This window comes from Streptomyces sp. SID12488 (assembly GCF_010548275.1).
In the GTDB taxonomy this organism is placed as follows: domain Bacteria; phylum Actinomycetota; class Actinomycetes; order Streptomycetales; family Streptomycetaceae; genus Streptomyces.
The window spans coordinates 74854-97147 of the sequence record NZ_JAAGLT010000023.1 but is presented as its reverse complement, the minus strand read 5'-3'; the positions used below and the strand labels follow the sequence as shown (position 1 = coordinate 97147).

Sequence of the window (22294 nt, the reverse complement as noted above, 5' to 3'; positions counted from 1 at the left end):
ACCTCCCGTCAAGAGGTTGAACTGCATCCGAGGTCTTGTACACATACCTGCGCGCGTGCACGGTTTGCGGTATGCACGCGCGCGTACGGCGACTGAACGGAAGGTTCCGGTTACTTCAACGCGCCCGCCGTGAGTCCCGTCACCACCTGGCGCTGGAAGACGATGTACGCGGCGAGTACCGGGATCATCGCCATCACCAGGCCGGCGAAGAGACCCGACCAGTCGCCCTTGTAGCCCTGGCTGGCGGCCAGCTGCACCAGGCCCTGGGTGAGGACCCTTTTGTCGGGGTCGGTGTTGAGCACCGTCGGCAGCATGTACTGGTTCCACTGGCCGAGGAAGTTGAAGATGCCCACGCTGATCAGGCCGGGCTTGGCCATGGGCAGCATGATCTGGAAGAAGGTCCGGGAGTGCGAGGCCCCGTCGACGAAGGCCGCCTCCGCCACCGAGGTCGGCAGGGTCCGGAAGAACGCGGTCAGGAAGAAGACAGTGAACGGCAGTGAGTAGGCGATGTAGACCAGGATCAGCCCGTGGATCGTGTTCAGCAGGCCCATGTTGTTCACGACGTAGAACAGCGGGACCAGCGCCAGCATGATCGGGAAACTCATGCCGCCGATGAACAGGTAGTAGATGAACCCCTTGCCCGGGAAGTCGAAGCGAGCCAGGACGTACGCCGCCATCGAGCCCAGCACCAGGGTGCCGATGAGCGAACCGCCCACCACCAGGATGGTGTTGAGGAAGTAGTCGCTCATGTTGGCGTCGGTCCAGGCCCGCGCCCAGTTGTCGAAGTGCAGCTTGTCCGGCAGGGACCAGGGCGAGCTGAAGATCGCGTTGTCGTCCTTGAAGGACGTCATCACCGCCCACACGAGCGGCATCGCGACCATGAACGCCCACAGGACGAGCACGCCGTGCGAGAAGACGTTGAGGACCGTGCCCTCCTTCTTCTCGCGCTTCTCCTTCCCGGACGGGTTCTCCTTGCGCACGGGCCCTCCGGGCTGCTGGGCAACCGTGTCCGGCGGTGTGCTGTCGGTCGTCTTCATGTGTGTCAGTACTCCAGCCGCTCGCGCCGGCCCAGCCGCAGCACGAGGGCCGCGAAGGCCAGCGTGACGACGAGCAGGGCGACCCCGATGGTGGTTGCGTAGGCGGCCTGACCGTCGCGGAAGGCCTTCTGGTAGACGTACAGGACCATGACGGTCGTCGAGTAGTCCGGTCCGCCGGGCCCGGTCGTCATGATCTGGACGACCGCGAACGACTCGGCGCCCAGCGCGAGGATGCCCATGTAGACCCAGCCGGACTGCACGGTGTCCCACAGCAGCGGCAGGGTGATCCGGAAGAACGTGGTGGCCCGGCCCGCGCCGTCGAGCAGCGCGGCCTCGTACAGGTCCGCCGGGATGGACGCCATGCCCGCGGAGAACAGCACCACGAAGAAGCCGACCGTCGACCAGACCAGCACCGCCATCACACACCACAGGGCGAGGCTCGGGTCGCCCAGCCAGAGCGGCTGGACGCTGTCGAGCCCGATGCCGCGCAGCAGCGAGTTGATGGAGCCGCTGTCCGGGTTGTACGCGAAGGCGAACAGCAGCGCGACGATCGCGATCGACAGCACCTGCGGAAAGAAGTAGACGATTTTATAGAAGGAGGAACCGCGGACCCCGGAAATCACCGGTCCGCCGCGGCGCCGCTTGCCGCCGACATTGATCATGAAGGCGAAGAACAGCGCCAGACTGATCGTCACCAGCGGCAGCACCAACGCGAACAGGAGGCTGTGCTGCAACGACTTCCAGAAGATGTCGTCGTCGAGCATCCTCTTGTAGTTGTCGAAGCCCACCATCTTGAATTCCGGGCTCAGTCCGGTCCAGTCCGTGAACGAGTAATAGATGGACTGGATGAACGGCCAGATGACGAAAAGTGCGTACAGCCCGAGAGGGACCGCCAAAAATCCCACGATGAAGCGGTACTTGCCGTGCTGCATTACCACAGACCCCGTTCCGTGCGCGGGTGCCGCCGCTGGTGACAGATCATCGGCTTCTGATCACTGGTGCTTGTAGTGCTTGATCGACGAGTCCTTCGCGGTCTCGTCGGCGTAGTCCTGGATCTTCTTGATGGCCTCGGCCGGGGTGAGCCGTCCGGCCATCATCTCGCCGAGCCCGGACACGCCGATCTTCTCCTTCTGCAGCTGCCCGTACCAGTCCTGGAGGCGCGGGTTGACGACGTTGTCGCCTGCCTTCTCCAGCGCCGCCACACCGGACTTGAGTCCCGGGGTGAGGGTGATGCCGTCGGTGCCGCCGTTGTACGCGGTCAGTGACTTGACCTTGGTGGTGAAGTTCTTCGAGGAGGCCTCGCTGAGCATGATGCGCAGCTGTTCCATGCCGCCCGCGGTGTTCTTCGCCTTGGCCGGGACGATGAACGGCTCGCCGCCGGAGGCCCAGATCGTGCCGAACGGCAGCTTGTCGGAGGCGTCGATGCCGGTCGGCGCAGAGACGGCGAGGTCGAAGTCGGCGGGGATGACGTTGGCCGACTCGTTCTCCACCCAGGAGCCGTTCGGGATGAACAGCGCCTTGCCCTTGGCCCACGCGGTCTGCGACTGGATGTGGTCGAGACCGGGGGTGCCCTTGAGGACGTACCCCTTCCTGTAGAGCTCGTAGTACGCCTCGAAACAGGCCTTGACAGCCGGGGCCTTCCAGGCGTTCGGCTCCAGGTTGTCGATGGCGTTGAGGACCTCGACGCCGCCGACCTTGCCGATCATCGCGTAGAGCGAGAAGGGCAGGTAGTACGGGTACTTGCCCGCGTAGGTCCAGCCGGCGATGCCCTTTTTCTTGGCCTTCTCGCACACGGCGAGCATCTCGTCCCACGTCTCCGGGTAGGTGGCGTCGAGCGAGTCCAGGGCCTTCTGGGAGTACCAGACGCCGTACACCGTGTAGGCGTAGTACATGATCCACACCGGGTCGCCGTCGAGCTGGCCCATCTCGACGATGCCCGGCCGCAGTGTGTCGCGGACCTTCTTGTTCGGGTCGTCGTAGGACGGGGCGTCCAGCAGCGGGGTGAGGTCGGCGAGCTGGTTCTTGCCTGCCAGGACGCCCATGTCCATCTGCTCGGCGCCCGAGTTGTCGATCAGGTCCGGCGGGGTGCCCTGGTTGAAGCGGGGCTGGAGCGTGGACTGGATCTTCTGGGTGGCGGAGAACTTGACCTTCGCCTTCGGGAAGTTCTGCTCGTAGATCTTGACCGCGTCCTCGGCGTACTCCTTGCCGAAGCCGCCGTCGAAGAGCACGAACTCCAGCTGGGCGCTGTCGTTGACCGCCAGGGGGTTCTTCGCGGTCTTCGTACCCGCCTTGGCCTTGTCCTCGTCTCCTCCGCCGCTGCTCGCACAGGAGGCCAGGAAGCTCATCGTGGGGACGGAGATCAGGCCGAGCGCGGCTGATCGTCGGATCAGGTCGCGGCGGCCGAGGCCGGTGGCCGTGGTGCCGGTGGTGGTTCTGGTGGTACCGGTGGTGCGGTGGGGGGTGCGGCTCTCGTCGGAAGTGGATCCCATGCTCAAGTCCTCGCCTTCTCCAGGACTCAGGCGGTGAACCGGACCTCCCGGCACCGCGATCGGGTCGAACTGGGTCGTGCAGGAAGTACTTAGTGCGTGATGCGCCCTGATCAGAGGGAATACCCGGCGGGCCGCGCGTTCGGCACGTCAAACCACCCTTCCGGCTCCCCTCACACCTGACGTCGGCCGGTCGAACAGTGGCAGATGCCGACAGGTATAGTCCACTTCCCGTCAAAGGGGCAAGATCGAATGCATGGTTGGTCGCGGGTCTTTTCCGAGTTGAGACCTCGCGGAAATGTGTGGACCACACGCATCCCTTTGCGCGAAAAATTCGCGATATTGGGCCCGAATGCCACACCCAACACCCTTGACACCACTGACCACTTCACTCCCTACTGGTTCCTGCGCAGCCAAGGTGACAACGTTGTCCGACGGCAGGGAGGGTGCTCTCGCATGCGGCAGGGAGTTCGGTACAGGGCTCGGTACGGATGGCAGTTCGGATCAATTCCGGCCATCGCAGCGGTGTTCGCACTGGTGATCGGTGGGCAGGGTGCGGCGACCGCTCTGCCGGTCACCGCACAGGCCGCCGACCGGGAGTTCGTCTCCTCGTTCGAGGCGGGTGAGCCGGCGCCGGACTGGCTGAACACCGTCGACACCGGGCCGGACGGCACGAAGCGGGCCTCGGGTGTCGACGGCGGCTACAGCAGCGGCATTCCAGGCAATGTGACCGACCATGTGACGGACGTACGGGCGAGCGGCGAGAACACCGGCGGGGGCGAGGTGAAGGAGAACCTCGTCGACGGTGTGCCGGGGACCAAATGGCTGACGTTCGCGTCGAGCGGCTGGGCGGAGTTCGACCTGGACGAGCCGGTCAAGGTCGTCACCTATGCGCTGACCTCGGCGAACGACCACGCCGAGCGCGACCCGGCCGACTGGACGCTCCAGGGCTCAGCGGACGGGACGACGGGCTGGAAGACCCTCGACAGCCGCACGGGCGAGTCGTTCGCCGAGCGTTTCCGGACCAGGTCTTACGACCTGTCAGCACCTGCCGAGTACCAGCACTTCCGGCTCGACATCGGACGGAACAACGGGGGCGCCATCACGCAGCTCGCCGATGTCCAGTTCTCGACGGGCAGCGTCGACGCGCCCGTGCCCCGGGACATGCTGTCGCTGGTCGACCGCGGCCCGAGCGGCTCGCCGACCGCGAAGGCCCGCGCCGGTTTCACGGGCAAACGGGCGCTGCGGTACGCCGGAACACACCGGGCGGCCGGACGGGCGTACTCGGCCAACAAGGTGTTCGACGTGAACGTGGCCGTCGACCGGGACACCGAGCTGTCGTACCGGATCTTCCCGTCCATGGCGGACGGCGATCTCGACTACGCCGCCACGAACGTCTCGGTGGACCTGGCCTTCACGGACGGAACCCTTCTGAGTGAACTTCAGGCGGTCGACCAGCACGGCTTCGCGCTGACGCCGCAGGGGCAGGGCGCGGCCAAGGGGTTGTACGTCAACCAGTGGAACCACGTGGCCTCGCGGATCGGGTCCGTGGCGCAGGGAAGGACCGTCGACCGGGTGCTGGTGGCGTACGACTCGCCGACCGGTCCCGCAAGGTTCCGGGGCTGGCTCGACGACGTGACACTCCGGTCCGTCGCCCCCGAGCCGCCTCGGGAACACCTGTCCGACTACGCGATGACGACCCGGGGCACCAACTCCAGCGGCGGCTTCTCCCGGGGCAACAACTTCCCCGCGACGGCAGTGCCGCACGGCTTCAACTTCTGGACGCCGGTGACCAACGCGGGCTCGCTGAGCTGGCTGTACGACTACGCGCGGGCCAACAACGCCGACAACCTGCCGACGATCCAGGCGTTCAGCGCGAGTCATGAGCCGAGCCCCTGGATGGGCGACCGGCAGACCTTCCAGGTGATGCCGTCGGCCGCCGCCGGCACCCCGGACACCGGCCGCACGGCACGGGCGCTGGCCTTCCGGCACGAGAACGAGACCGCGCGGCCCTACTACTACGGGGTGCGGTTCGAGAACGGCGTCAAGGCCGAGATGACCCCGACCGACCACGCGGCGGTCCTGCGCTTCACCTACCCCGGCGCCGACGCGAGCGTCCTGTTCGACAACGTCACCGACCAGGCCGGTCTGACCCTCGACCAGGACAACGGCACCTTCACCGGCTACTCGGACGTGAAGTCGGGACTGTCCACGGGGGCGACCCGGCTGTTCGTGTACGGGGTGTTCGACGACGACGCGGTGGTCACGGAGGGGTCGTCGAGCGGGGTCAAGGGCTATCTCCGGTTCAGGGCGCCGACCGGGGTGGTGACGCTTCGGCTGGCCACCTCGCTCATCAGCGTCGACCAGGCCAAGGCCAATCTGCGCCAGGAGATTCCGGACGGTACGTCCTTCGAGACGGTACGGGCCGGTGCGCAACGGCAGTGGGACGGGCTGCTCGGGAAGGTCGAGGTGGAGGGGGCCACGCCGGACCAGCTGACGACGCTGTACTCCAGCCTGTACCGGCTGTATCTGTACCCCAACTCCGGCTTCGAGAAAGTCGGTTCGAAGTACCAGTACGCGTCGCCGTTCTCCCCGATGCCGGGCCCCGACACCCCGACGCACACCGGGGCGAAGATCGTGGATGGCAAGGTGTACGTCAACAACGGCTTCTGGGACACGTATCGGACGACCTGGCCGGCGTACTCGCTGCTGACGCCACGTCAGGCTGGTGAGATGGTCGACGGGTTCGTGCAGCAGTACAAGGACGGCGGCTGGACCTCACGCTGGTCCTCCCCCGGGTACGCCGACCTGATGACGGGCACCTCGTCGGACGTGGCGTTCGCCGACGCCTATGTGAAGGGTGTCGGTTTCGATGCGAAGTCGGCGTACGACGCGGCCGTGAAGAACGCGACCGTCGTGCCCCCGACATCCGGCGTGGGCCGCAAGGGCATGGCGACCTCGCCCTTCCTCGGCTACACGAGCACCGAGACGCGTGAGGGCCTGTCGTGGGCGCTGGAGGGCTACCTCAACGACTACGGCATCGCCCGGATGGGCGAGGAGCTGTACCGGGAGACGGGCGCGAAACGGTACAAGGAGGAGTCCGAGTACTTCCTCAACCGGGCCCAGGACTATGTGCGGTTGTTCGACACCAGGGCCGGCTTCTTCCAGGGTCGGAACGCGCAGGGCGACTGGCGGGTGGAGTCGTCGGCGTACGACCCGCGTGTCTGGGGCCACGACTACACGGAGACGAACGGCTGGGGTTACGCCTTCACGGCCCCGCAGGACAGCCGGGGCCTGGCCAACCTGTACGGCGGCCGGGCGGGGCTCGCGGACAAGCTCGACGACTACTTCGAGACCCCGGAGACCGCGTCACCGGAGTTCGTGGGCTCGTACAAGGGGGTCATCCACGAGATGACGGAGGCCAGGGACGTCCGGATGGGCATGTACGGCCACTCCAACCAGGTGGCCCACCACGTGAACTACATGTACGACGCGGCCGGCCGGCCCTGGAAGACACAGAAGAACGTCCGCGAGGTCCTGTCCCGGCTCTACACGGGCAGCGAGATCGGGCAGGGCTACCACGGCGACGAGGACAACGGCGAGCAGTCGGCCTGGTATCTGTTCTCGGCGCTCGGCTTCTATCCGCTGGTCATGGGCAGCGGCGAATACGCCATCGGCTCCCCGCTGTTCACCAAAGCGACCGTCCACCTGGAGAACGGCCGGGACCTGGTGATCAAGGCTCCGGACAACAACGTGCGGAACGTGTACGTACAAGGCCTGAAGGTCAACGGCCTGCCCTGGACGTCGACTTCACTCCCCCACTCGATCGTCTCCCGGGGTGGAACCCTGGAGTTCGACATGGGTCCCGAGACTTCGGCCTGGGGAGCGGCCAAGAGCGCGGCGCCGGTGTCGATCACCCAGGACGACGAGGTGCCGACGCCTCGGGCGGATGTGGTGACCGGTGGGGGCGCGTTGTTCGACAACACGTCGGCGACCGACGCGACGGTGGGGTCCGTGGAGCTGCCGATCGCCGGTGCCACGAAAGCCGTTCAGTACACACTGACGTCCTCGGACCGGACCGAGGCTCCGACGGGCTGGGTACTGCAGGGGTCGCCGGACGGCACCGACTGGCGGACACTGGACCGGCGTTCGGGTGAGTCGTTCAGGTGGGACCGGCAGACCCGGGCGTTCTCGGTGGCGTTCGCGGGGTCGTATGCGCGGTACCGGCTGGTGCTGGACGGGCAGTCGACGTTGGCGGAGGTGGAGTTGCTGGGCTGATCATCCGTGGCTCCTCGGGTCCGCTTCCCCGTTCAGGGCTCGGGGAAGCGGGCGGGGAGGCGGGGCAGCAACCGGCTTAGGGCTTCGGCGTGTTGGTGGATGCGCTTGAGCATGGAGCGCCGGTTGTGGACTGTGCCGGGGACGTCCTGGGGTGGGCCGCAGCCGACGGCTGTGTAGAGGCCGTCCAGCGACGCACCTCGCCCTCGGGTGCCGTCCGGCGCGATCAGGATCAGACGCGCGCACACCTCTGACTCGCGTCCGCCATAGAAACTGATGCGTACTTCCAGGTCCGCGCGGTGGTACGTCAGCTGAGAGCCGTAGAACCCCCACCGGAGGTCGTGATCCTCCGGCTCGGAAAGGCCCTCACTCTCGACGAGGAACGCGAAGGCGATGCGCGCCTCGGACCTGAACTCCTCGGGAAGGTTCGGCCGTCGCCCCATCCATCGATGGTGTCAGCCAACAGCGAGGGTGAACACGTGCATGTTGGCATTGGCCGGGAGACGTACGCTCGCGATGCTCCGGCCTGGTGGTGCCTGGAACGGGCTGGTCGCGAAAACGTACGTCGGGACCGGGTCGCGGCCCGTTCCCGAGACGTTCCGGTACGGGGTCCGGGCGACGATCTCGTTGCCGTAGTGGACGGTTCCCGTGCCGCCGCCGAGGGTCCAGTCGGTGAGGGCGAGGTCGGTCGTGTCGGTGGTGCCGTCGGTGTAGGTGACCGTCGCCGTCGTCTGCTGGTTGCCGAAGACGCCGCTGCCGATGAACGACAACCGGGTTGCCTGGGAGGCGAGTCGGATCGTCTGAGTCGTCGCCGACGCGTTGTCCGGGCGGCCCGGCGGTGAGGTCGGCCAGGTGAAGGTCAAGCCTGTCGGGAGGCTCACCCGCGTTCCCGGGGTCAGGCCCGCCGCTGCCATGGCCTGGCGGGAGTAGCTCCAGCCGCCGCCGTCGTAGTCGGCCTCGGTGTGGTCGCCGGTGTCGTCGGAGGTGCTCGTGTTGTCGTAGGCGGCGAGGAGGGAGCCGGGGGCCGCCACCGTGAGGGCGATCGGCTGCTCGTACGCCGTATTGTCCGTCGACGTCACCTTGATCGTCGCCTCGTAGAAGCCCTGGCCGATCCCGGGCTGCGCGGTGAGCGTGATCCGCTGGGTGCCGTCAACCAGCTGGCCGGAGGCGGGCGTTGCCGTTACGCCGGTCGGCGTCTCCACCTCGAAGCGCACCTCCGGGCCCGGGGTGGCGGCGCCCGTCAGGGACACAGCCCGGATGTCCACCCCCGCGCTGCCGCCCGGTGCGAGCGTCGCCGTGGTGGGGCCGACGCCGATCTGGTACGGCTGCTCGCCCGCCCGGAAGGACGGCGGGGCATCGGACGGAGCAGCGCCCCAGGTGGGGTTCGGGGCCGCGGCGAGGGTGTAGTCCAGGGTGCCGCCGCGCCGGACGAAGGACGCCGGGAGCCAGGGGCGGTCCCTCGTAAGGCCGTTGACGGCGAGGGACTGGACATACGGGGCTTCCGCCGCCGCACCCTGTGCGCGGATCGAGATGTCGTTGCCGTAAGGGCGGTTGATCTCGATCCTCGGGAACAGGGGTGAGGCCAGGATCAGTTCGGCTCGGGACGGCACCTGTGGGTACATGCCGAGCGCTGCGAAGACGTACCAGGAGGACATCGCGCCCAGGTCGTCGTTGCCGGGGATGCCGTCCGGGCGGGTCGACCAGAGCCTCGTCATCGCCGCGCGCACCGTCTCCTGGGTTTTGTGCGGTGCGCCCGCGTAGGCGTACAGGTAGGGCACGTTGACCGAGGGCTCGTTGTCCAGCTCGGAATTCTCGCCGCCGCTGCCGGTGAGTGCCCAGCTGCCGTCGGCGTGGTGGAAGAAGGCGTCCAGGCGGTCGACCGCCTTGGCGGTGCCGCCCATCGCCGCGAAGAGGCCCGCCGGGTTGTGCGGGACCATCCAGGTGTACTGGGCCGCCGTACCCTCGACGAAGCCGTTGCCGGTGGCCGGGGTGAAGCCGGGAACCCAACTGCCGTCCGTCTTGCGGTTGGTGATGTAGCCGCCGCCGCGATGGGCCGCGATGTCGAAGTTGTTCTGCCACCACTGGGCGCGCTTCATGAAGGTGTCCGCCGTACTCGTCCTTCCCGCCGCGCGAGCCAGTTCGGCGAGCGCGAAGTCCGCCCCCGACATCTCCAGCGTCTCCGCGGCGCCGCCCCAGGCGTTGGACACCGAGGGCATGTAGTGGTGCGCCAAGTACTGATCCAGGGAGGGGCGTTGACCGACCGAGAGGACCGGTCTGCCCGCCGGGGAGAGGTCCTGCCGCGTCGGTACGATCGCCGCCCGGAGCAGGGAGTCCAGCGCGCCGCGCAGGTCGAAGCGTCTGCCGCCGAAGGCGCGGATGCCGGCGAGGGAGGCGGGTGAGGGGTCGCCGTTCATTACGTGGGTGCCGCTCGCGCCGTGCAGCCAGCGGTCCCACAACCCACCGTTCTGGCAGGCGAGTTCGTAGAGAGACTGGGCGATGTCCGAGCCGGTGTCGGGGTCGAGGAGGGTGAGCAGCTGGACCTGGGAGCGGTAGACGTCCCAGCCGGAGAAGGTGCCGTACTGGTGGTCGTACCTCGCCCGGACCCGGTGGACCCCGCCGTCGGCGCCCCGGTATCGGCGGTCGGCGTCGCTGATGACGTTCGGGTGGAGGAGGGAGTGGTAGAGGGCGGTGTAGAGGGTGGTGCGCTCGGCTTCCGTGCCGCCGCCGACCCTGATGGCGGCGAGCCTGTCCCGCCAGGCGCGTTCGGCTGCGTACCGGACCGACGTAAAGGGGCGGGTCGGCGGGTTCTCGGCCGCGAGATTGGCCTCGGCGCCCGCTCGACTGACGTACGAGACACCGACCTTGACGCCCACCGGGCCCGCGCCGGCCTCGAACTCCACATATCCGCCTGCCCCCTTGCCCGCTACGGGACGGCCCTTGTCGGCGGTGAAGCCGCCCGTTCCGCCGGACGCGGAGGTGGTACCCGGGCTCAGCCTGTCGTCCTGCCAGGTGCCCGTCGCCTTGAAGGCGCGGTCGAAGCGGGCCGTGAAGTGGAGGGTGTAGTACGGGCGTCGGCCCTCCGGGTCCAGGTGGCCGCAGAAGTTGCCGGAGGTGACCGAGCCGGAGACCGTGCGGGCGGTGGGGTCGATCGTGACCGTCGAATCCGTCGATCCCACCTCGGAGTTGGCGGTCCGGATCAGCATCGACGCCGGTTGCTCGGGCGGATAGGTGAAGCGGGCTGAACCGGTGCGAGTGGTCGCCGTGAGGTCGGCGGTGACGCCGGACGCCATGCCCACCTTGTAGTGGCCGGGCTCCGCCGTCTCGTCGGCGTGACTGAAGTCGGCCGCGTACACCGCGTCCTTGGTGTCGCTCGCCGGGGAGGACGTGACCCGACCGGCGTACGGGAAGAACGGGATGTCGCCGCTGCCGCCCGCACAGCCCGTGCCGGACATGTGGGTGAGGCTGAAGCCCCGGATGCGGGTGACGTCGTAGTGGTAGCCGCCTGGGGCAGCCGTGCGGGTGGCGTCGCCCCGGGTGTTCTCCGGGCTCCAGGAGAGCATGCCGAAGGGGACGACCGCGCCCGGGAAGACGTCGCCGCCCTTCCTGGTACCGATGAGCGGATCGACGTACGCAGTGGGGTTCTGGACCAGGGCCAGGGGGTTCGGGGGTACCGCCGTCGCCGCGAGCGTCGGGGCGGGCATGCCGAGCACCAGGGCGGCGGCCAGCAGCAGTGACGTAGGGCGGACACGCATGACGCGGCCCCTCCTCCTTCGGACGGGTCGCGCACCACAGGTCGCACAAGCCGCGGGGACAGTGACGTGCGCCAGCGGTACCACGGGAGGTCGAACGCCTCCGAGGCGACGCGCACACCGGTCATGCGTGCAGGGTGCCGGGTCCACTCCTACGGGGGACTGTGGGGGACCACGGGGGGAGGCAACCGGTTTGACGATGGTGTCCGTTGGGGCGATAGAGTGATGTTCAGACCGCTGGACAACGTTGTCTCCAGACGGTCACATCACCAGACGCACTCCACCCGGGCCTCATCCCCCGTGCCGGCCCGGCTCGCGGACCCGGTGGGTATCGACCACCGGGTCCGCCCTGAGCGGCCTTGCACCTGCTTGAAATCGAGCTTGAATGTGCAGCCCCGCGGGTCTAACCGACCCGGCAGGGCAGGGTAGTCGCCGTATCACCGCCGGAGCCCCGGACGACGTATCCGAACGTCGCGGTCCTGCCGGGATCGAGGGAGCCGTTCCAGTTGGCGTTGTGGACCATCACCGCCTGGCCGTTGTAGGTCGCGTTGCCGTTCCAGAGGCTGTCCACCGTCTGGCCCGCCGGGAGTGTCCAGTCGACCATCCAGCCGAGCATCGGCACGGTCCCGGAGTTGGTGACGGTCACCTCGGACTGGTAGCCGCCGTTCCAGCTGCCCGTCGTACGGCGGCTCGCGGTGCACGCGCCGGGCGGGGGCTCGGTGGGCGGGTTGCCGGGGTCCTTGATGCCTGTCACCTCGCCGTTGCCGCCGTCGAAGACGACGTCGGAGCAGGAGTAGAAGGTCTCCGCGCTGTCGGAGCGCTGCCACACCATGTAGATGAGGTGGCGCCCGGACTTGTTCGCCGGAAGCTTGCCGTTCCAGGAGTAGTTGGCCTCGACGTTGCCCGGGGTGCCGTTGAGCGGCGGGTGGTCGACGCTCAGGAACGGCTGGGACTCGATCGCGTCCCAGGTGAGGGTCTTGGTCGGGTCGAAGCCGTCCTTGGTGATGTAGACGTAGAACCAACCCGGGTGCGCCGCCCACGCGTTGTACGAGAAGTCGACATTGGCGCCCGAGGTGAGATGGGTCAACGGCCAGTCGGCGCTGGGGGTGTTGAACCCGGTGAAGTTGGTGTTGCCGCCGCTGCACAGCTGGCCGTCCGGGACGAAGCCCCGGGTGCGTCCCGCGCCGTCCGAGCGCAGCACCGAGAACCAGTTGTAGAACGGCGTGGTTCCGCTGACCTGTTGCGCCGTCTTGCAGGCCGGGTTGATCGCCTTGATCTCGCCGGTGTCCGTGAGTGCGTCCTCCCAACAGAGGAAGGTACGGCTGCCGGGTTTCATCGGGGTGCCGTGGGCCTCCGCGTCGCCTCCCGCCGTGACGACCAGGCCGAGGGCCGGGATCGCGGTGAGCAGGGCCAGGAGGATGAGGAAGAAGGCTCTGCCTCGGGTGGGGAGCGGTAATCGGCGTGGGGTGCGGGGGGAGGATGGGGACATTAATGTCAGGGCCATGTCATGTTCTCCTTCAGTCGTACGCGATGCGCCGTACGTCGTGCGGTACGTACGGAACGTGCGGGTGAAGGGGCGCGCCCGGCTGGGGGCGCGCGTGATGCGCGATGCGCACGGTGTGATGCGTGGGGGGTGGTGAGGTGGGAGCGGTTCCCGCTTACGGGTTCCGGTCCGCTCGGTGTGGGAGCGCTCCCACCTCACCCTCCTTTGAAGCTAGCGCCGCACGGTGCCGTTGTAAACGCCTGACGCACGAGGACCGCACCCGGATGGCTGCGGCTCTCGCGAAACCTGAAGCCGAAGGCGGGAGTTGAGGGCAGGAGTTGGTGTGCGGGAATTGCGTGAACGGGAGTTGAGTGGACGGCAGTTGGGCGTACGACCTCGGTCGCCGGCGTCACCGCCGAAGCGGCGTGCGGAGTTCAGGGCGCGATGTCGTCGGCGGCACCACTCTCGCGGTGGGCAGTTCGATCGTGAACTCGGTGTGTCCCGGGACGCTTTCGACGTCGATGCTCCCTCCGTGCGCGGCCACGATGGCCGACACGATGGCGAGGCCGAGGCCCGAACCCCCGTCCCGGGGGCCGCTGCGGGCGCGGGAGACGTCGGCCCGGGTGAAGCGTTCGAAGACGGACGGGAGCAGGTGCGGCGGGATGCCGGGGCCGTCGTCGCGTACGCGGACGACGCACCGCTCGCCCACGACCTCGGCCGAGGCCACCACCGTCGTGCCGGCGGGCGTGTGGACCCGGGCGTTCGCCAGCAGGTTGGCCACCACCTGGTGCAGCCGGGCCTCGTCGCCGAGGACCAGCGCCGGGGAGTCGAGGAGGAGCGCCAGCTGCCAGTGGTGGTTCTCGCCCGCTGCCCGGGCGTCCCACACCGACTCGGCGACCACCGCCGCGAGGTCCACCTCGGCGGACTGCAACGGCCGCCCCTCGTCGAGCCGGGCGAGCAGCAGCAGGTCCTCCACCAGCCCCGTCATCCGCGCCGACTCCGCCGACACGCGCCGCCAGGCCAGCGCCGGCTCGATCCGCTGCGTACCCCGGTTCATGAGTTCCGCGTATCCGGCGATCGAGGCGAGCGGGGTACGGAGTTCATGGCTGGCGTCGGACAGGAAGCGCCGCATGCGTTCCTCGTCGGCCTGGCGTTCGGCGAGGGACGACTCGACGTGGTCGATCATCCGGTTGAGGGCGGCACCGACCTGGCCGGCCTCGCTCTGCGGGTCGGTGTCGCGTTCCGGGACGCGGGTGAGGCCGACGACCGCGCCCCGGCCCAGCGGCGCGCGCGAGACCTCGACCGCGGTGGCGGCGACCCGGCCCAGGGGGCGCAGTTGGCGTCGTATGACGACCGCGCACACGCAGCCCGCGATCGTCAGGCCGACCACGGCGACTGCGGCCTCGATGACGACCAGGCCCTGGATCATGTCCTGGACGTCGTCCATCGGCAGCCCGGTCAGCACCCGGACACCGCTGTCGGCGGTGCCGCCGATCGCCGTGATCCGGTACGTGCCGAGGCCCGGCACGGTACGGGTGTGCATCGAGCCGTCGGCCTTGATGCCGGCGAGCGCCGACCGCTGCTCGGAAGTCAGGTCCCGCGGCGCGGCGTCCTGGGAGACGACCTGGGCCGTGAGCAGGGTGCCGTCGGCGGCGAGACGGGCGGCCAGGGTTCCGGCGGGCTGGCCGCTCTCGTTGAGGAAGCCGAGGTTGTTGTCCAGTTCGGGGTGGAGCGCGGCGCCGCCCTGGCTGCGCGCCACGGCGTTGGCGACACGGTCGTCGAGGCTGCCCAGCAGGTACTTGTGCTGGGCGAAGATGGTGGTGACCGCCATGGCGGCGCACACCACGGCCAGGGTGACCCCGATGAAGAACAGCAGGCGGGTCCGCAGCGAGCGTCCGCGCAGACGTACGGTCATCTCCCGTCCTCCCCCGCCCGGATCGCGTACCCGAGTCCGCGCACGGTGTGGATCATCGGGGCCCGCCCCTTGTCGATCTTGCGGCGCAGGCTGGAGATGTACACCTCGACGAGGTTGTCGCCGCTGTCGAAGCAGCTCGTCCACACATGGTCGAGGATCTGCCCCTTGCTGAGCACCTGGCGCGGGTGGCCCATCAGCAGGTTGAGCAGGTCGAACTCCTTGGCGGTGAGCTGGACGGGCGTGCCGTCGCGGTGCACCTCGCGGCTCTCCCCGGTGATCACGAGGTCGCCCAGGACGCGTACGGAGTCGTCGGTGCGCGTCTGTTCGGCGCCGCACCGGCGCAGCAGTCCGCGCAGCCGCAGCACGACCTCCTCCAGGGAGAACGGCTTGGTGACGTAGTCGTCCGCGCCCGCTTCCAGTCCGTCGAGACGGTGTTCGAGTGCGTCGCGGGCGGTGAGCATGAGGACGGGCAGCCGCGGGCTCTCGTACCGCAGCCTGCGGAGCACCTGGAGGCCGTCGAGGTCGGGCAGCATGCCATCGAGAACGACCGCGTGCGGGGCCGAGGAACGAGCGATGCGCAGCGCGCTCTCGCCGTCGGCGGCGAGGTAGGGCCGCCAGCCCGCCTCGGTGACGGCCACGCACAACAGTTCCGTGAGTGCCGGTTCGTCGTCGACGATCAGCACACGGACGTGACCGCCGTGACCGCCGCGAACCCCGTAAGTGCCAGACATGTACGAATCGTGTCCCGGTTTCCTGGGGGAACCCTGTGTTCAAGCTGGGCGGTGGCCGTGGGACTCCCTCGTGGAGGCATCGGATCGGCATCGGACTCGGTGTAGGACGCGGTCAACCTCCTTGGCCGAAGGCGGCATTGGCACTCCCCGGCCACAGGAATCCCTTGAGCCCCGTTCCGTGCGGCGCGCACTGTGATCACTGGCTTCCGCTCACCAGGCCGGAAGCGTTTTCAGCGTTCAGGGGAGGACGTCCACTCACGCTCAGCGCTCATGCGAAGACTCCATGCCGTTGCTCCGATTCTCAATGAATCTCAGCATTCCGGGCTTTTCGTCCCAGAAGGTCCGTCTCGTCACCACAGCGCGAGGGCTTCGGCTTGAGTACGGTCTCTCGTTTCCGCCTGCCGTTGGTGCGGCAGAGTTGCGCCACCTGCCCGCACCACCCGCCCTGGCCTTACGGCCAGGGCGGGTGGTGCGGGTCTTCTGGTCGACTCCACGAGGCTTCGACACCTTGACGGTGTCCTGGTCTCCGGCCACTCCGGTACCAGTCGTCACGGCTGCCGCGAGTGCGGCGAGGTTGAGTGCGGCGTTGTCGTCCCGGTCGATGACCAGGCCGCATGCGTCGCATTCGTAGGTCCGGGCTGGGTATAGGGGCGAGTACACACGTAGTGCGCACACGTGTATGCGCACACGCGAAGGGCCGCACTCCCCGCCTGAGCGGGGAGTGCGGCCCAACTGCCCTACCGGATCGCCTAGCTGCGGATCAGGTTGCGCAGCACGTACTGCATGATGCCGCCGTTGCGGTAGTAGTCGGCCTCACCGGGGGTGTCGATGCGGACGACCGCGTCGAAGTCGACGCCCGTGTCGGTGGTCACCTTGACCGTGCGCGGGGTGGTGCCGTTGTTCAGCTCCTCGACGCCGGTGAAGGAGAAGGTCTCCTCGCCGGTGAGGCCGAGGGACTCGGCGGTGGCGCCCTCCGGGTACTGGAGCGGGAGGACACCCATGCCGATGAGGTTCGAGCGGTGGATGCGCTCGTACGACTCGGCGATGACGGCCTTGACGCCGAGGAGCGCGGTGCCCTTGGCGGCCCAGTCGCGGGACGAGCCCGAGCCGTACTCCTTGCCGGACAGGATGACCAGCGGGATGCCCTGCTCGATGTAGTTGCGCGAGGCGTCGTAGATGAAGGCGACGGGCGCGTCGGGCTGGGTGAAGTCGCGGGTGTAGCCGCCCTCGGTGCCCGGCGCGATCTGGTTGCGCAGGCGGATGTTGGCGAACGTACCGCGGATCATCACCTCGTGGTTGCCACGGCGGGAACCGTACGAGTTGAAGTCACGGCGCTCGACACCGTGCTCGGTGAGGTACTTGCCACCGGGGGTGTCGGCCTTGATCGCGCCGGCCGGGGAGATGTGGTCGGTGGTGACCGAGTCGCCGAGCTTGGCGAGGACGCGGGCGCCGGCGATGTCCGAGACCGGGGTGGTCTCCATCGTCATGCCCTCGAAGTACGGGGGCTTGCGCACGTAGGTGGACTGCGGGTCCCACTCGAAGGTGTTGCCCTCGGGGATCGACAGGGCCTGCCACTGGGCGTCGCCCGCGAAGACGTCCTTGTAGGACTTGCTGAACATGTCCTCGCCGATGGCGTTCGCCACGACGTCGTTGACCTCGGCCTCGGAGGGCCAGATGTCGGTCAGGAAGACCGGCTTGCCCTCCTGGTCCACACCGAGCGCGTCGCGCGTGATGTCCACCTTCATGGAACCCGCGAGGGCGTACGCCACGACCAGCGGCGGGGACGCCAGGTAGTTCATCTTGACGTCGGGGTTGATCCGGCCCTCGAAGTTACGGTTGCCGGAGAGCACCGAAGTGACGGCCAGGTCATGGTCGTTGACGGCCTTGGAGACCTCGTCCGGCAGCGGGCCGGAGTTGCCGATGCAGGTGGTGCAGCCGTAGCCGACGAGGTTGAAGCCGACCTTGTCGAGGTAGGGGGTGAGCCCCGCCTTGTCGAAGTAGTCGGTGACGACCTTGGAGCCCGGGGCGAGGGTGGTCTTGACCCACGGCTTGCGGGTCAGGCCCTTCTCGACCGCCTTCTTGGCGACCAGCGCGGCGGCGACCATGACGTACGGGTTCGAGGTGTTGGTGCAGGACGTGATGGCCGCGACCGTCACCGCGCCGTGGTCGATCTCGTACGTCGAGCCGTCGGGGGCGGTCACCGTGACCGGGTTGGACGGGGCACCGTTCGGAGCGACGGCCGGGGAGTCGGAGGCCGGGAAGGACTCCTTGCCCGCCTCGTCCACGGCGTCGACGTAGTTGCGGACGTCGACCTTGAACTGCTCGGCGGCGTTCGCGAGGACGATGCGGTCCTGCGGGCGCTTCGGGCCGGCGATGGAGGGGACGACCGTCGAGAGGTCGAGCTCCAGCTTCTCGGAGAAGTCGGGCTCGGCGGCCGGGTCCAGCCAGAGGCCCTGCTCCTTGGCGTACGCCTCGACGAGCGCGACCTGCTGCTCGGCGCGGCCGGTCAGCCGCAGGTACTTCAGGGTCTCGCCGTCGATCGGGAAGATCGCGGCCGTGGAACCGAACTCCGGCGACATGTTGCCGATGGTCGCGCGGTTCGCGAGGGAGGTGGCGGCCACGCCCTCGCCGTAGAACTCGACGAACTTGCCGACGACGCCGTGCTTGCGGAGCATCTCCGTGATGGTCAGCACGAGGTCGGTGGCGGTGGTGCCGGGCGTCAGCTCACCGGTGAGCTTGAAGCCGACGACGCGCGGGATGAGCATCGAGACGGGCTGGCCCAGCATCGCGGCCTCGGCCTCGATACCGCCGACGCCCCAGCCGAGCACACCGAGGCCGTTGACCATGGTGGTGTGGGAGTCGGTGCCGACGAGGGTGTCGGGGTACGCCTGGCCGTTACGGACCATGACCGTACGGGCGAGGTGCTCGATGTTGACCTGGTGGACGATGCCGGTGCCGGGCGGGACGACCTTGAAGTCGTCGAAGGCGGTCTGGCCCCAGCGCAGGAACTGGTAGCGCTCCTTGTTGCGGCCGTACTCCAGCTCGACGTTCTGGCCGAAGGCCTCCGGCGTGCCGAACTTGTCGGCGATCACGGAGTGGTCGATGACCATCTCGGCCGGGGAGAGCGGGTTGACCTTCGCCGGGTCACCGCCGAGCGCCTTCACGGCCTCACGCATGGTCGCGAGGTCCACGACACAGGGCACGCCGGTGAAGTCCTGCATGATCACGCGGGCCGGCGTGAACTGAATCTCCTGGCTGGGCTGCGCCTGCGAGTCCCAGCCGCCGATGGCCCGGATGTGGTCGGCGGTGATGTTCGCGCCGTCCTCGGTACGGAGCAGGTTCTCCAGCAGCACCTTCAGGCTGTACGGAAGGCGAGCCGAGCCTTCCACCTTGTCCAGCCGGAAGATCTCGTACGACTCGTCGCCCACGCTGAGCGTGCTACGGGCGTCGAAGCTGTTCGCCGACACGACAGTCTCCTTCATTGATGTGCGCGTTCACCGCATCCTGCCGCCACGACGACTTGGCCGATCCGCTAAGGTCAGGCTAAGTGAGGTAACCCTTACCGGCAGAGATATCTCGATGTCGAGATAACTCTAGTGCATGGGTGGCGAATGGTCATGCCCGGCCGCAGTGTGATGTAGCCATCACTGCGCCGATCCGGGGTAAGCGACCCCCATGCCTCTCACATTTCGCAAGAGCTTCCGGATACTCCCTTGGCTCCGACTGAACATCAACAGGCGATCCATGTCGTTCACCACAGGCGGCAAGAACGGTCCGCGACACACGCGCAGCACCACAGGACGCCGTACGACATCGATGAATCTGCCCGGACCCTTCGGGTGGCGGAAGACCCGCACGAAGAAGGATGACTGACCAGCCGTCACCCGAGCGGATCCCACAAGAGGCGTCATCTCATATCTGAGATAACCTCAACCTCATGGCAGACGACTACCTCGTACGCATCGGCAAGCTCATCCGTGACGCCAGACAGCATCGGGGCTGGACACAGACGCAGCTCGCCGAGGCGCTCGGCACCAGTCAGAGCGCGGTGAACCGCATCGAGCGCGGGAATCAAAACATCAGCCTTGAGATGATCGCTCGAATCGGTGAAGCGCTCGACAGTGAGATCGTCTCTCTGGGGTACGCGGGTCCGATGCATCTGCGCGTGGTCGGTGGCCGTCGGCTGTCCGGCTCCATCGACGTCAAGACCAGCAAGAACGCGTGTGTCGCGCTGCTGTGCGCCTCGCTCCTCAACAAGGGGCGCACAGTGCTGCGCCGCGTCGCCCGCATCGAAGAGGTGTACCGCCTGCTGGAGGTGCTCAACTCGATCGGCGTACGGGCGCGGTGGATCAACGACGGCGTCGACCTGGAGATCGTGCCGCCCGCCGAGCTGAACATGGCGGCCATCGACGCCGAGGCCGCCCGCCGGACCCGCTCGATCATCATGTTCCTCGGCCCGCTGCTGCACCGCCTGGACAGCTTCCGGCTGCCGTACGCCGGCGGTTGCGACCTCGGCACCCGGACCATCGAGCCGCACATGATCGCGCTGCGCCGGTTCGGGCTGGACATCGCGGCGACGGAGGGGCTCTACCACGCCCGGGTCGACCGTTCCGTCTCCCCCGGCCGCCCGATCGTGCTGACCGAGCGCGGGGACACCGTCACCGAGAACGCGCTGCTCGCCGCCTCCCGGCACGACGGGGTGACCGTCATCCGCAACGCGTCCTCCAACTACATGGTCCAGGACCTGTGCTTCTTCCTGGAGGCCCTGGGCGTACGCGTCGAGGGCGTCGGGACGACGACGCTCACCGTGCACGGCGTACCCACCATCGACGTCGACGTCGACTACTCGCCCTCCGAGGACCCGGTCGAGGCGATGAGCCTGCTGACGGCGGCGGTCGTCACGGAGTCCGAACTGACCGTGCGCCGGGTGCCGATCGAGTTCCTGGAGATCGAGCTGGCGGTCCTGGAGGAGATGGGGCTCGACCACGACCGTACGCCCGAGTACTTCGCGGACAACGGCCGTACGCGGCTGGTCGACCTGACGGTCCGGCCCTCCAAGCTGGAGGCGCCGATCGACAAGATTCACCCCATGCCCTTCCCGGGCCTGAACATCGACAACGTGCCGTTCTTCGCAGCCATCGCGGCCTCCGCCCAGGGCAAGACCCTCATCCACGACTGGGTCTACGACAACCGCGCGATCTATCTGACCGACCTGAACCGCCTCGGCGGACGCCTCCAGCTCCTCGACCCGCACCGGGTACTGGTCGAGGGCCCGACCCGCTGGCGAGCCGCCGAGATGATGTGCCCGCCAGCGCTGCGACCGGCGGTGGTGGTCCTGCTGGCGATGATGTCGGCGGAGGGCACGTCCGTGCTCCGGAACGTGTACGTCATCAACCGGGGGTACGAGGATCTGGCGGAGCGGCTGAACTCGGTGGGGGCGCAGATCGAGATCTTCCGGGACATCTGAACGAAGGATGCCGCCACACCCTATCTGACCTGCACGAATGCGGGCCAGGAAGGGGTACGGCGGCACCTGTGGGACTTCTCTGGGCCTTTGGGCCGGGACCGGGCTTCTGCCGGTCGGCCGGGCTACGAAGACCGCGTCGATGGCGGTGCTGCCGCGCGCACCGGCGCGGGGCAGGAAGTGCGCGTACTTCCGCAGGGTGAACCCGGGGTCGGAGTGGCCGAGCCACCGGGCCAGGGACACGACCGACTCGCCGGCCTCCAGTTGCTCGGAGGCGTAGAAGTGGCGCAGGGCGTGGTAGTCGTGTTCTCGGGACGGCTCCCAGACTCGGGCCCCGTCCAGGGCGCTCTCCTCCAGCGTGGCGATCACGCCGGCCCCGGCCAGGGCCGGCTTCCAGACGTAGGAGTTGAAGAAGTTCCGGTTGATCGCCTTGCGCTCGCGCCCCGTCACCAGGAGGTTGTACGTCCTCGGCCGCCGGTGTTTGGCCTCCACCGGCGTCTCGGCCGGGCGCGGGTCGTCCCACGCCATGGTGACCGGCACGGGTTCGAAGACCTCCATGTGTTGTCGTATGGCCTTGGCGACGCTTGAGGGCAGGGGCACGTCGCGGACCTTGCGGCCCTTGGGGAGCGCGAAGCACAGCTTTGTCCGCACCATCTTGATCTGGCGGCGGACATGGACGACTTCCGCGTCGAAGTCGATGTCCTCCATGGACAGGCCGAACGCCTCTCCCTGCCGGAGTCCGAGGCCGGCTCCGATCTCGACGAGGACGCGATAGCGCTCGGACAGAGTTGCCCGGACCGCCAGGACCCGGTCGGGCGGCCACGCGTCGACCCTGCCGGGCGCTGCCGCCGGAGGGCGGACCGTACTTGCGCGACACGGGTTGCGTGCGAGGCGGCGGTCTTCGACGGCGGCCTGGAGCACGCCCGACAGCGTCGCCCAGACGAGACGGATCGACGTAGGGCCGAGGTCCTTCTCCAGCCGCTTCTTCCAGCCCCGCAACGACTCAGTCCCGACGCTGTTCAGCGGCAGCGCACCGAGGTGCGGGACGATGTGCCGCCGGACCCGCTGCTCGATGCGTTCGAGAGTGGACGGGTCGCCGCTCTGAGTGGGCCACCAGTGGGTCGCGATGTAGTCCTTGAGGGAGATGGCTCCGT

The 22294-nt window shown here is 68.1% G+C and carries 12 protein-coding genes and 1 pseudogene; 3 read left to right on the top strand and 10 right to left on the bottom strand.

Features of this window, described 5'->3' with window-relative positions; genetic code table 11:
- Positions 1–110 precede the first annotated feature (110 nt).
- From G3I56_RS29690 to ngcE, 3 genes are read right to left on the bottom strand one after another with little or no spacing between them, the layout of a single operon-like run.
- Positions 111–1037, bottom strand: coding sequence for a carbohydrate ABC transporter permease (locus tag G3I56_RS29690; RefSeq protein ID WP_164414263.1), 927 nt, complete (start codon positions 1035–1037; stop codon positions 111–113).
- Between the two features lie 5 nt (positions 1038–1042).
- A complete protein-coding gene (locus G3I56_RS29685; RefSeq protein ID WP_164414261.1) occupies positions 1043–1969 on the bottom strand; it encodes a sugar ABC transporter permease in 927 nt (308 codons plus the stop codon).
- Positions 1970–2029: 60 nt separating this feature from the next.
- Positions 2030–3526 (bottom strand): N-acetylglucosamine/diacetylchitobiose ABC transporter substrate-binding protein, encoded by a 1497-nt coding sequence (ngcE, locus tag G3I56_RS29680; protein WP_239135179.1) that lies wholly within the window; start codon positions 3524–3526, stop codon positions 2030–2032.
- A 453-nt stretch (positions 3527–3979) separates the two neighbouring features.
- Here ngcE and G3I56_RS29675 point away from each other — a divergent pair, with 453 nt between their 5' ends.
- Positions 3980–7801: a GH92 family glycosyl hydrolase gene (locus G3I56_RS29675; RefSeq protein WP_164414259.1), complete on the top strand. Its 3822-nt coding sequence runs from the start codon at positions 3980–3982 to the stop codon at positions 7799–7801.
- A 32-nt stretch (positions 7802–7833) separates the two neighbouring features.
- On the opposite strand, the gene G3I56_RS29670 is transcribed toward G3I56_RS29675, so the two are convergent.
- The 6 genes from G3I56_RS29670 to acnA all read right to left on the bottom strand — a co-directional run bounded on the left by G3I56_RS29670 (position 7834) and on the right by acnA (position 19143).
- Positions 7834–8241 (bottom strand): hypothetical protein, encoded by a 408-nt coding sequence (locus tag G3I56_RS29670; protein ID WP_164414257.1) that lies wholly within the window; start codon positions 8239–8241, stop codon positions 7834–7836.
- A gap of 12 nt (positions 8242–8253) precedes the next feature.
- Positions 8254–11550: a GH92 family glycosyl hydrolase gene (locus G3I56_RS29665; protein WP_164414255.1), complete on the bottom strand. Its 3297-nt coding sequence runs from the start codon at positions 11548–11550 to the stop codon at positions 8254–8256.
- A 400-nt stretch (positions 11551–11950) separates the two neighbouring features.
- The gene (locus tag G3I56_RS29660) at positions 11951–13051 is read right to left on the bottom strand and encodes a lytic polysaccharide monooxygenase (protein WP_203690938.1); all 1101 of its coding nucleotides are present in this window, start codon (positions 13049–13051) and stop codon (positions 11951–11953) included.
- Between the two features lie 388 nt (positions 13052–13439).
- Positions 13440–14945, bottom strand: a complete 1506-nt coding sequence (locus G3I56_RS29655; RefSeq protein WP_164414252.1) for an ATP-binding protein — start codon at positions 14943–14945, stop codon at positions 13440–13442.
- On the bottom strand, positions 14942–15676 hold the full coding sequence (locus tag G3I56_RS29650; RefSeq protein ID WP_164414250.1) for a response regulator transcription factor: 735 nt from the start codon (positions 15674–15676) through the stop codon (positions 14942–14944). The genes G3I56_RS29655 and G3I56_RS29650 overlap by 4 nt, the downstream gene beginning before the upstream one ends.
- Positions 15677–16425: 749 nt before the next feature.
- Positions 16426–19143, bottom strand: coding sequence for an aconitate hydratase AcnA (acnA, locus tag G3I56_RS29645; protein WP_164414248.1), 2718 nt, complete (start codon positions 19141–19143; stop codon positions 16426–16428).
- Positions 19144–19351: 208 nt separating this feature from the next.
- Here acnA and G3I56_RS29640 point away from each other — a divergent pair, with 208 nt between their 5' ends.
- Positions 19352–19549 carry a DUF4236 domain-containing protein gene (locus G3I56_RS29640; protein ID WP_164414246.1) on the top strand — a complete coding sequence of 66 codons (198 nt, stop codon included), beginning with the start codon at positions 19352–19354 and terminating at the stop codon, positions 19547–19549.
- A 64-nt stretch (positions 19550–19613) separates the two neighbouring features.
- Positions 19614–21143 (top strand): UDP-N-acetylglucosamine 1-carboxyvinyltransferase, encoded by a 1530-nt coding sequence (locus G3I56_RS29635; protein WP_164414244.1) that lies wholly within the window; start codon positions 19614–19616, stop codon positions 21141–21143.
- Positions 21144–21380: 237 nt separating this feature from the next.
- On the opposite strand, the pseudogene G3I56_RS44175 reads toward G3I56_RS29635, so the two are convergent.
- A pseudogene (locus G3I56_RS44175) lies at positions 21381–22061 on the bottom strand (tyrosine-type recombinase/integrase); the annotation flags it as partial.
- Positions 22062–22294: the final 233 nt, after the last annotated feature.

Excerpts from the sequence above, each read along its gene's own strand:
- G3I56_RS29690 (WP_164414263.1), bottom strand. The coding sequence starts at position 1,037 with ATGAAGACGACCGACAGCACACCGCCGGACACGGTTGCCCAGCAGCCC.
- G3I56_RS29685 (WP_164414261.1), bottom strand. The coding sequence starts at position 1,969 with ATGCAGCACGGCAAGTACCGCTTCATCGTGGGATTTTTGGCGGTCCCT.
- ngcE (WP_239135179.1), bottom strand. The coding sequence starts at position 3,526 with ATGGGATCCACTTCCGACGAGAGCCGCACCCCCCACCGCACCACCGGT.
- G3I56_RS29675 (WP_164414259.1), top strand. The coding sequence starts at position 3,980 with ATGCGGCAGGGAGTTCGGTACAGGGCTCGGTACGGATGGCAGTTCGGA.
- G3I56_RS29670 (WP_164414257.1), bottom strand. The coding sequence starts at position 8,241 with ATGGGGCGACGGCCGAACCTTCCCGAGGAGTTCAGGTCCGAGGCGCGC.
- G3I56_RS29665 (WP_164414255.1), bottom strand. The coding sequence starts at position 11,550 with ATGCGTGTCCGCCCTACGTCACTGCTGCTGGCCGCCGCCCTGGTGCTC.
- G3I56_RS29660 (WP_203690938.1), bottom strand. The coding sequence starts at position 13,051 with ATGGCCCTGACATTAATGTCCCCATCCTCCCCCCGCACCCCACGCCGA.
- G3I56_RS29655 (WP_164414252.1), bottom strand. The coding sequence starts at position 14,945 with ATGACCGTACGTCTGCGCGGACGCTCGCTGCGGACCCGCCTGCTGTTC.
- G3I56_RS29650 (WP_164414250.1), bottom strand. The coding sequence starts at position 15,676 with ATGTCTGGCACTTACGGGGTTCGCGGCGGTCACGGCGGTCACGTCCGT.
- G3I56_RS29640 (WP_164414246.1), top strand. The coding sequence starts at position 19,352 with ATGCCTCTCACATTTCGCAAGAGCTTCCGGATACTCCCTTGGCTCCGA.
- G3I56_RS29635 (WP_164414244.1), top strand. The coding sequence starts at position 19,614 with ATGGCAGACGACTACCTCGTACGCATCGGCAAGCTCATCCGTGACGCC.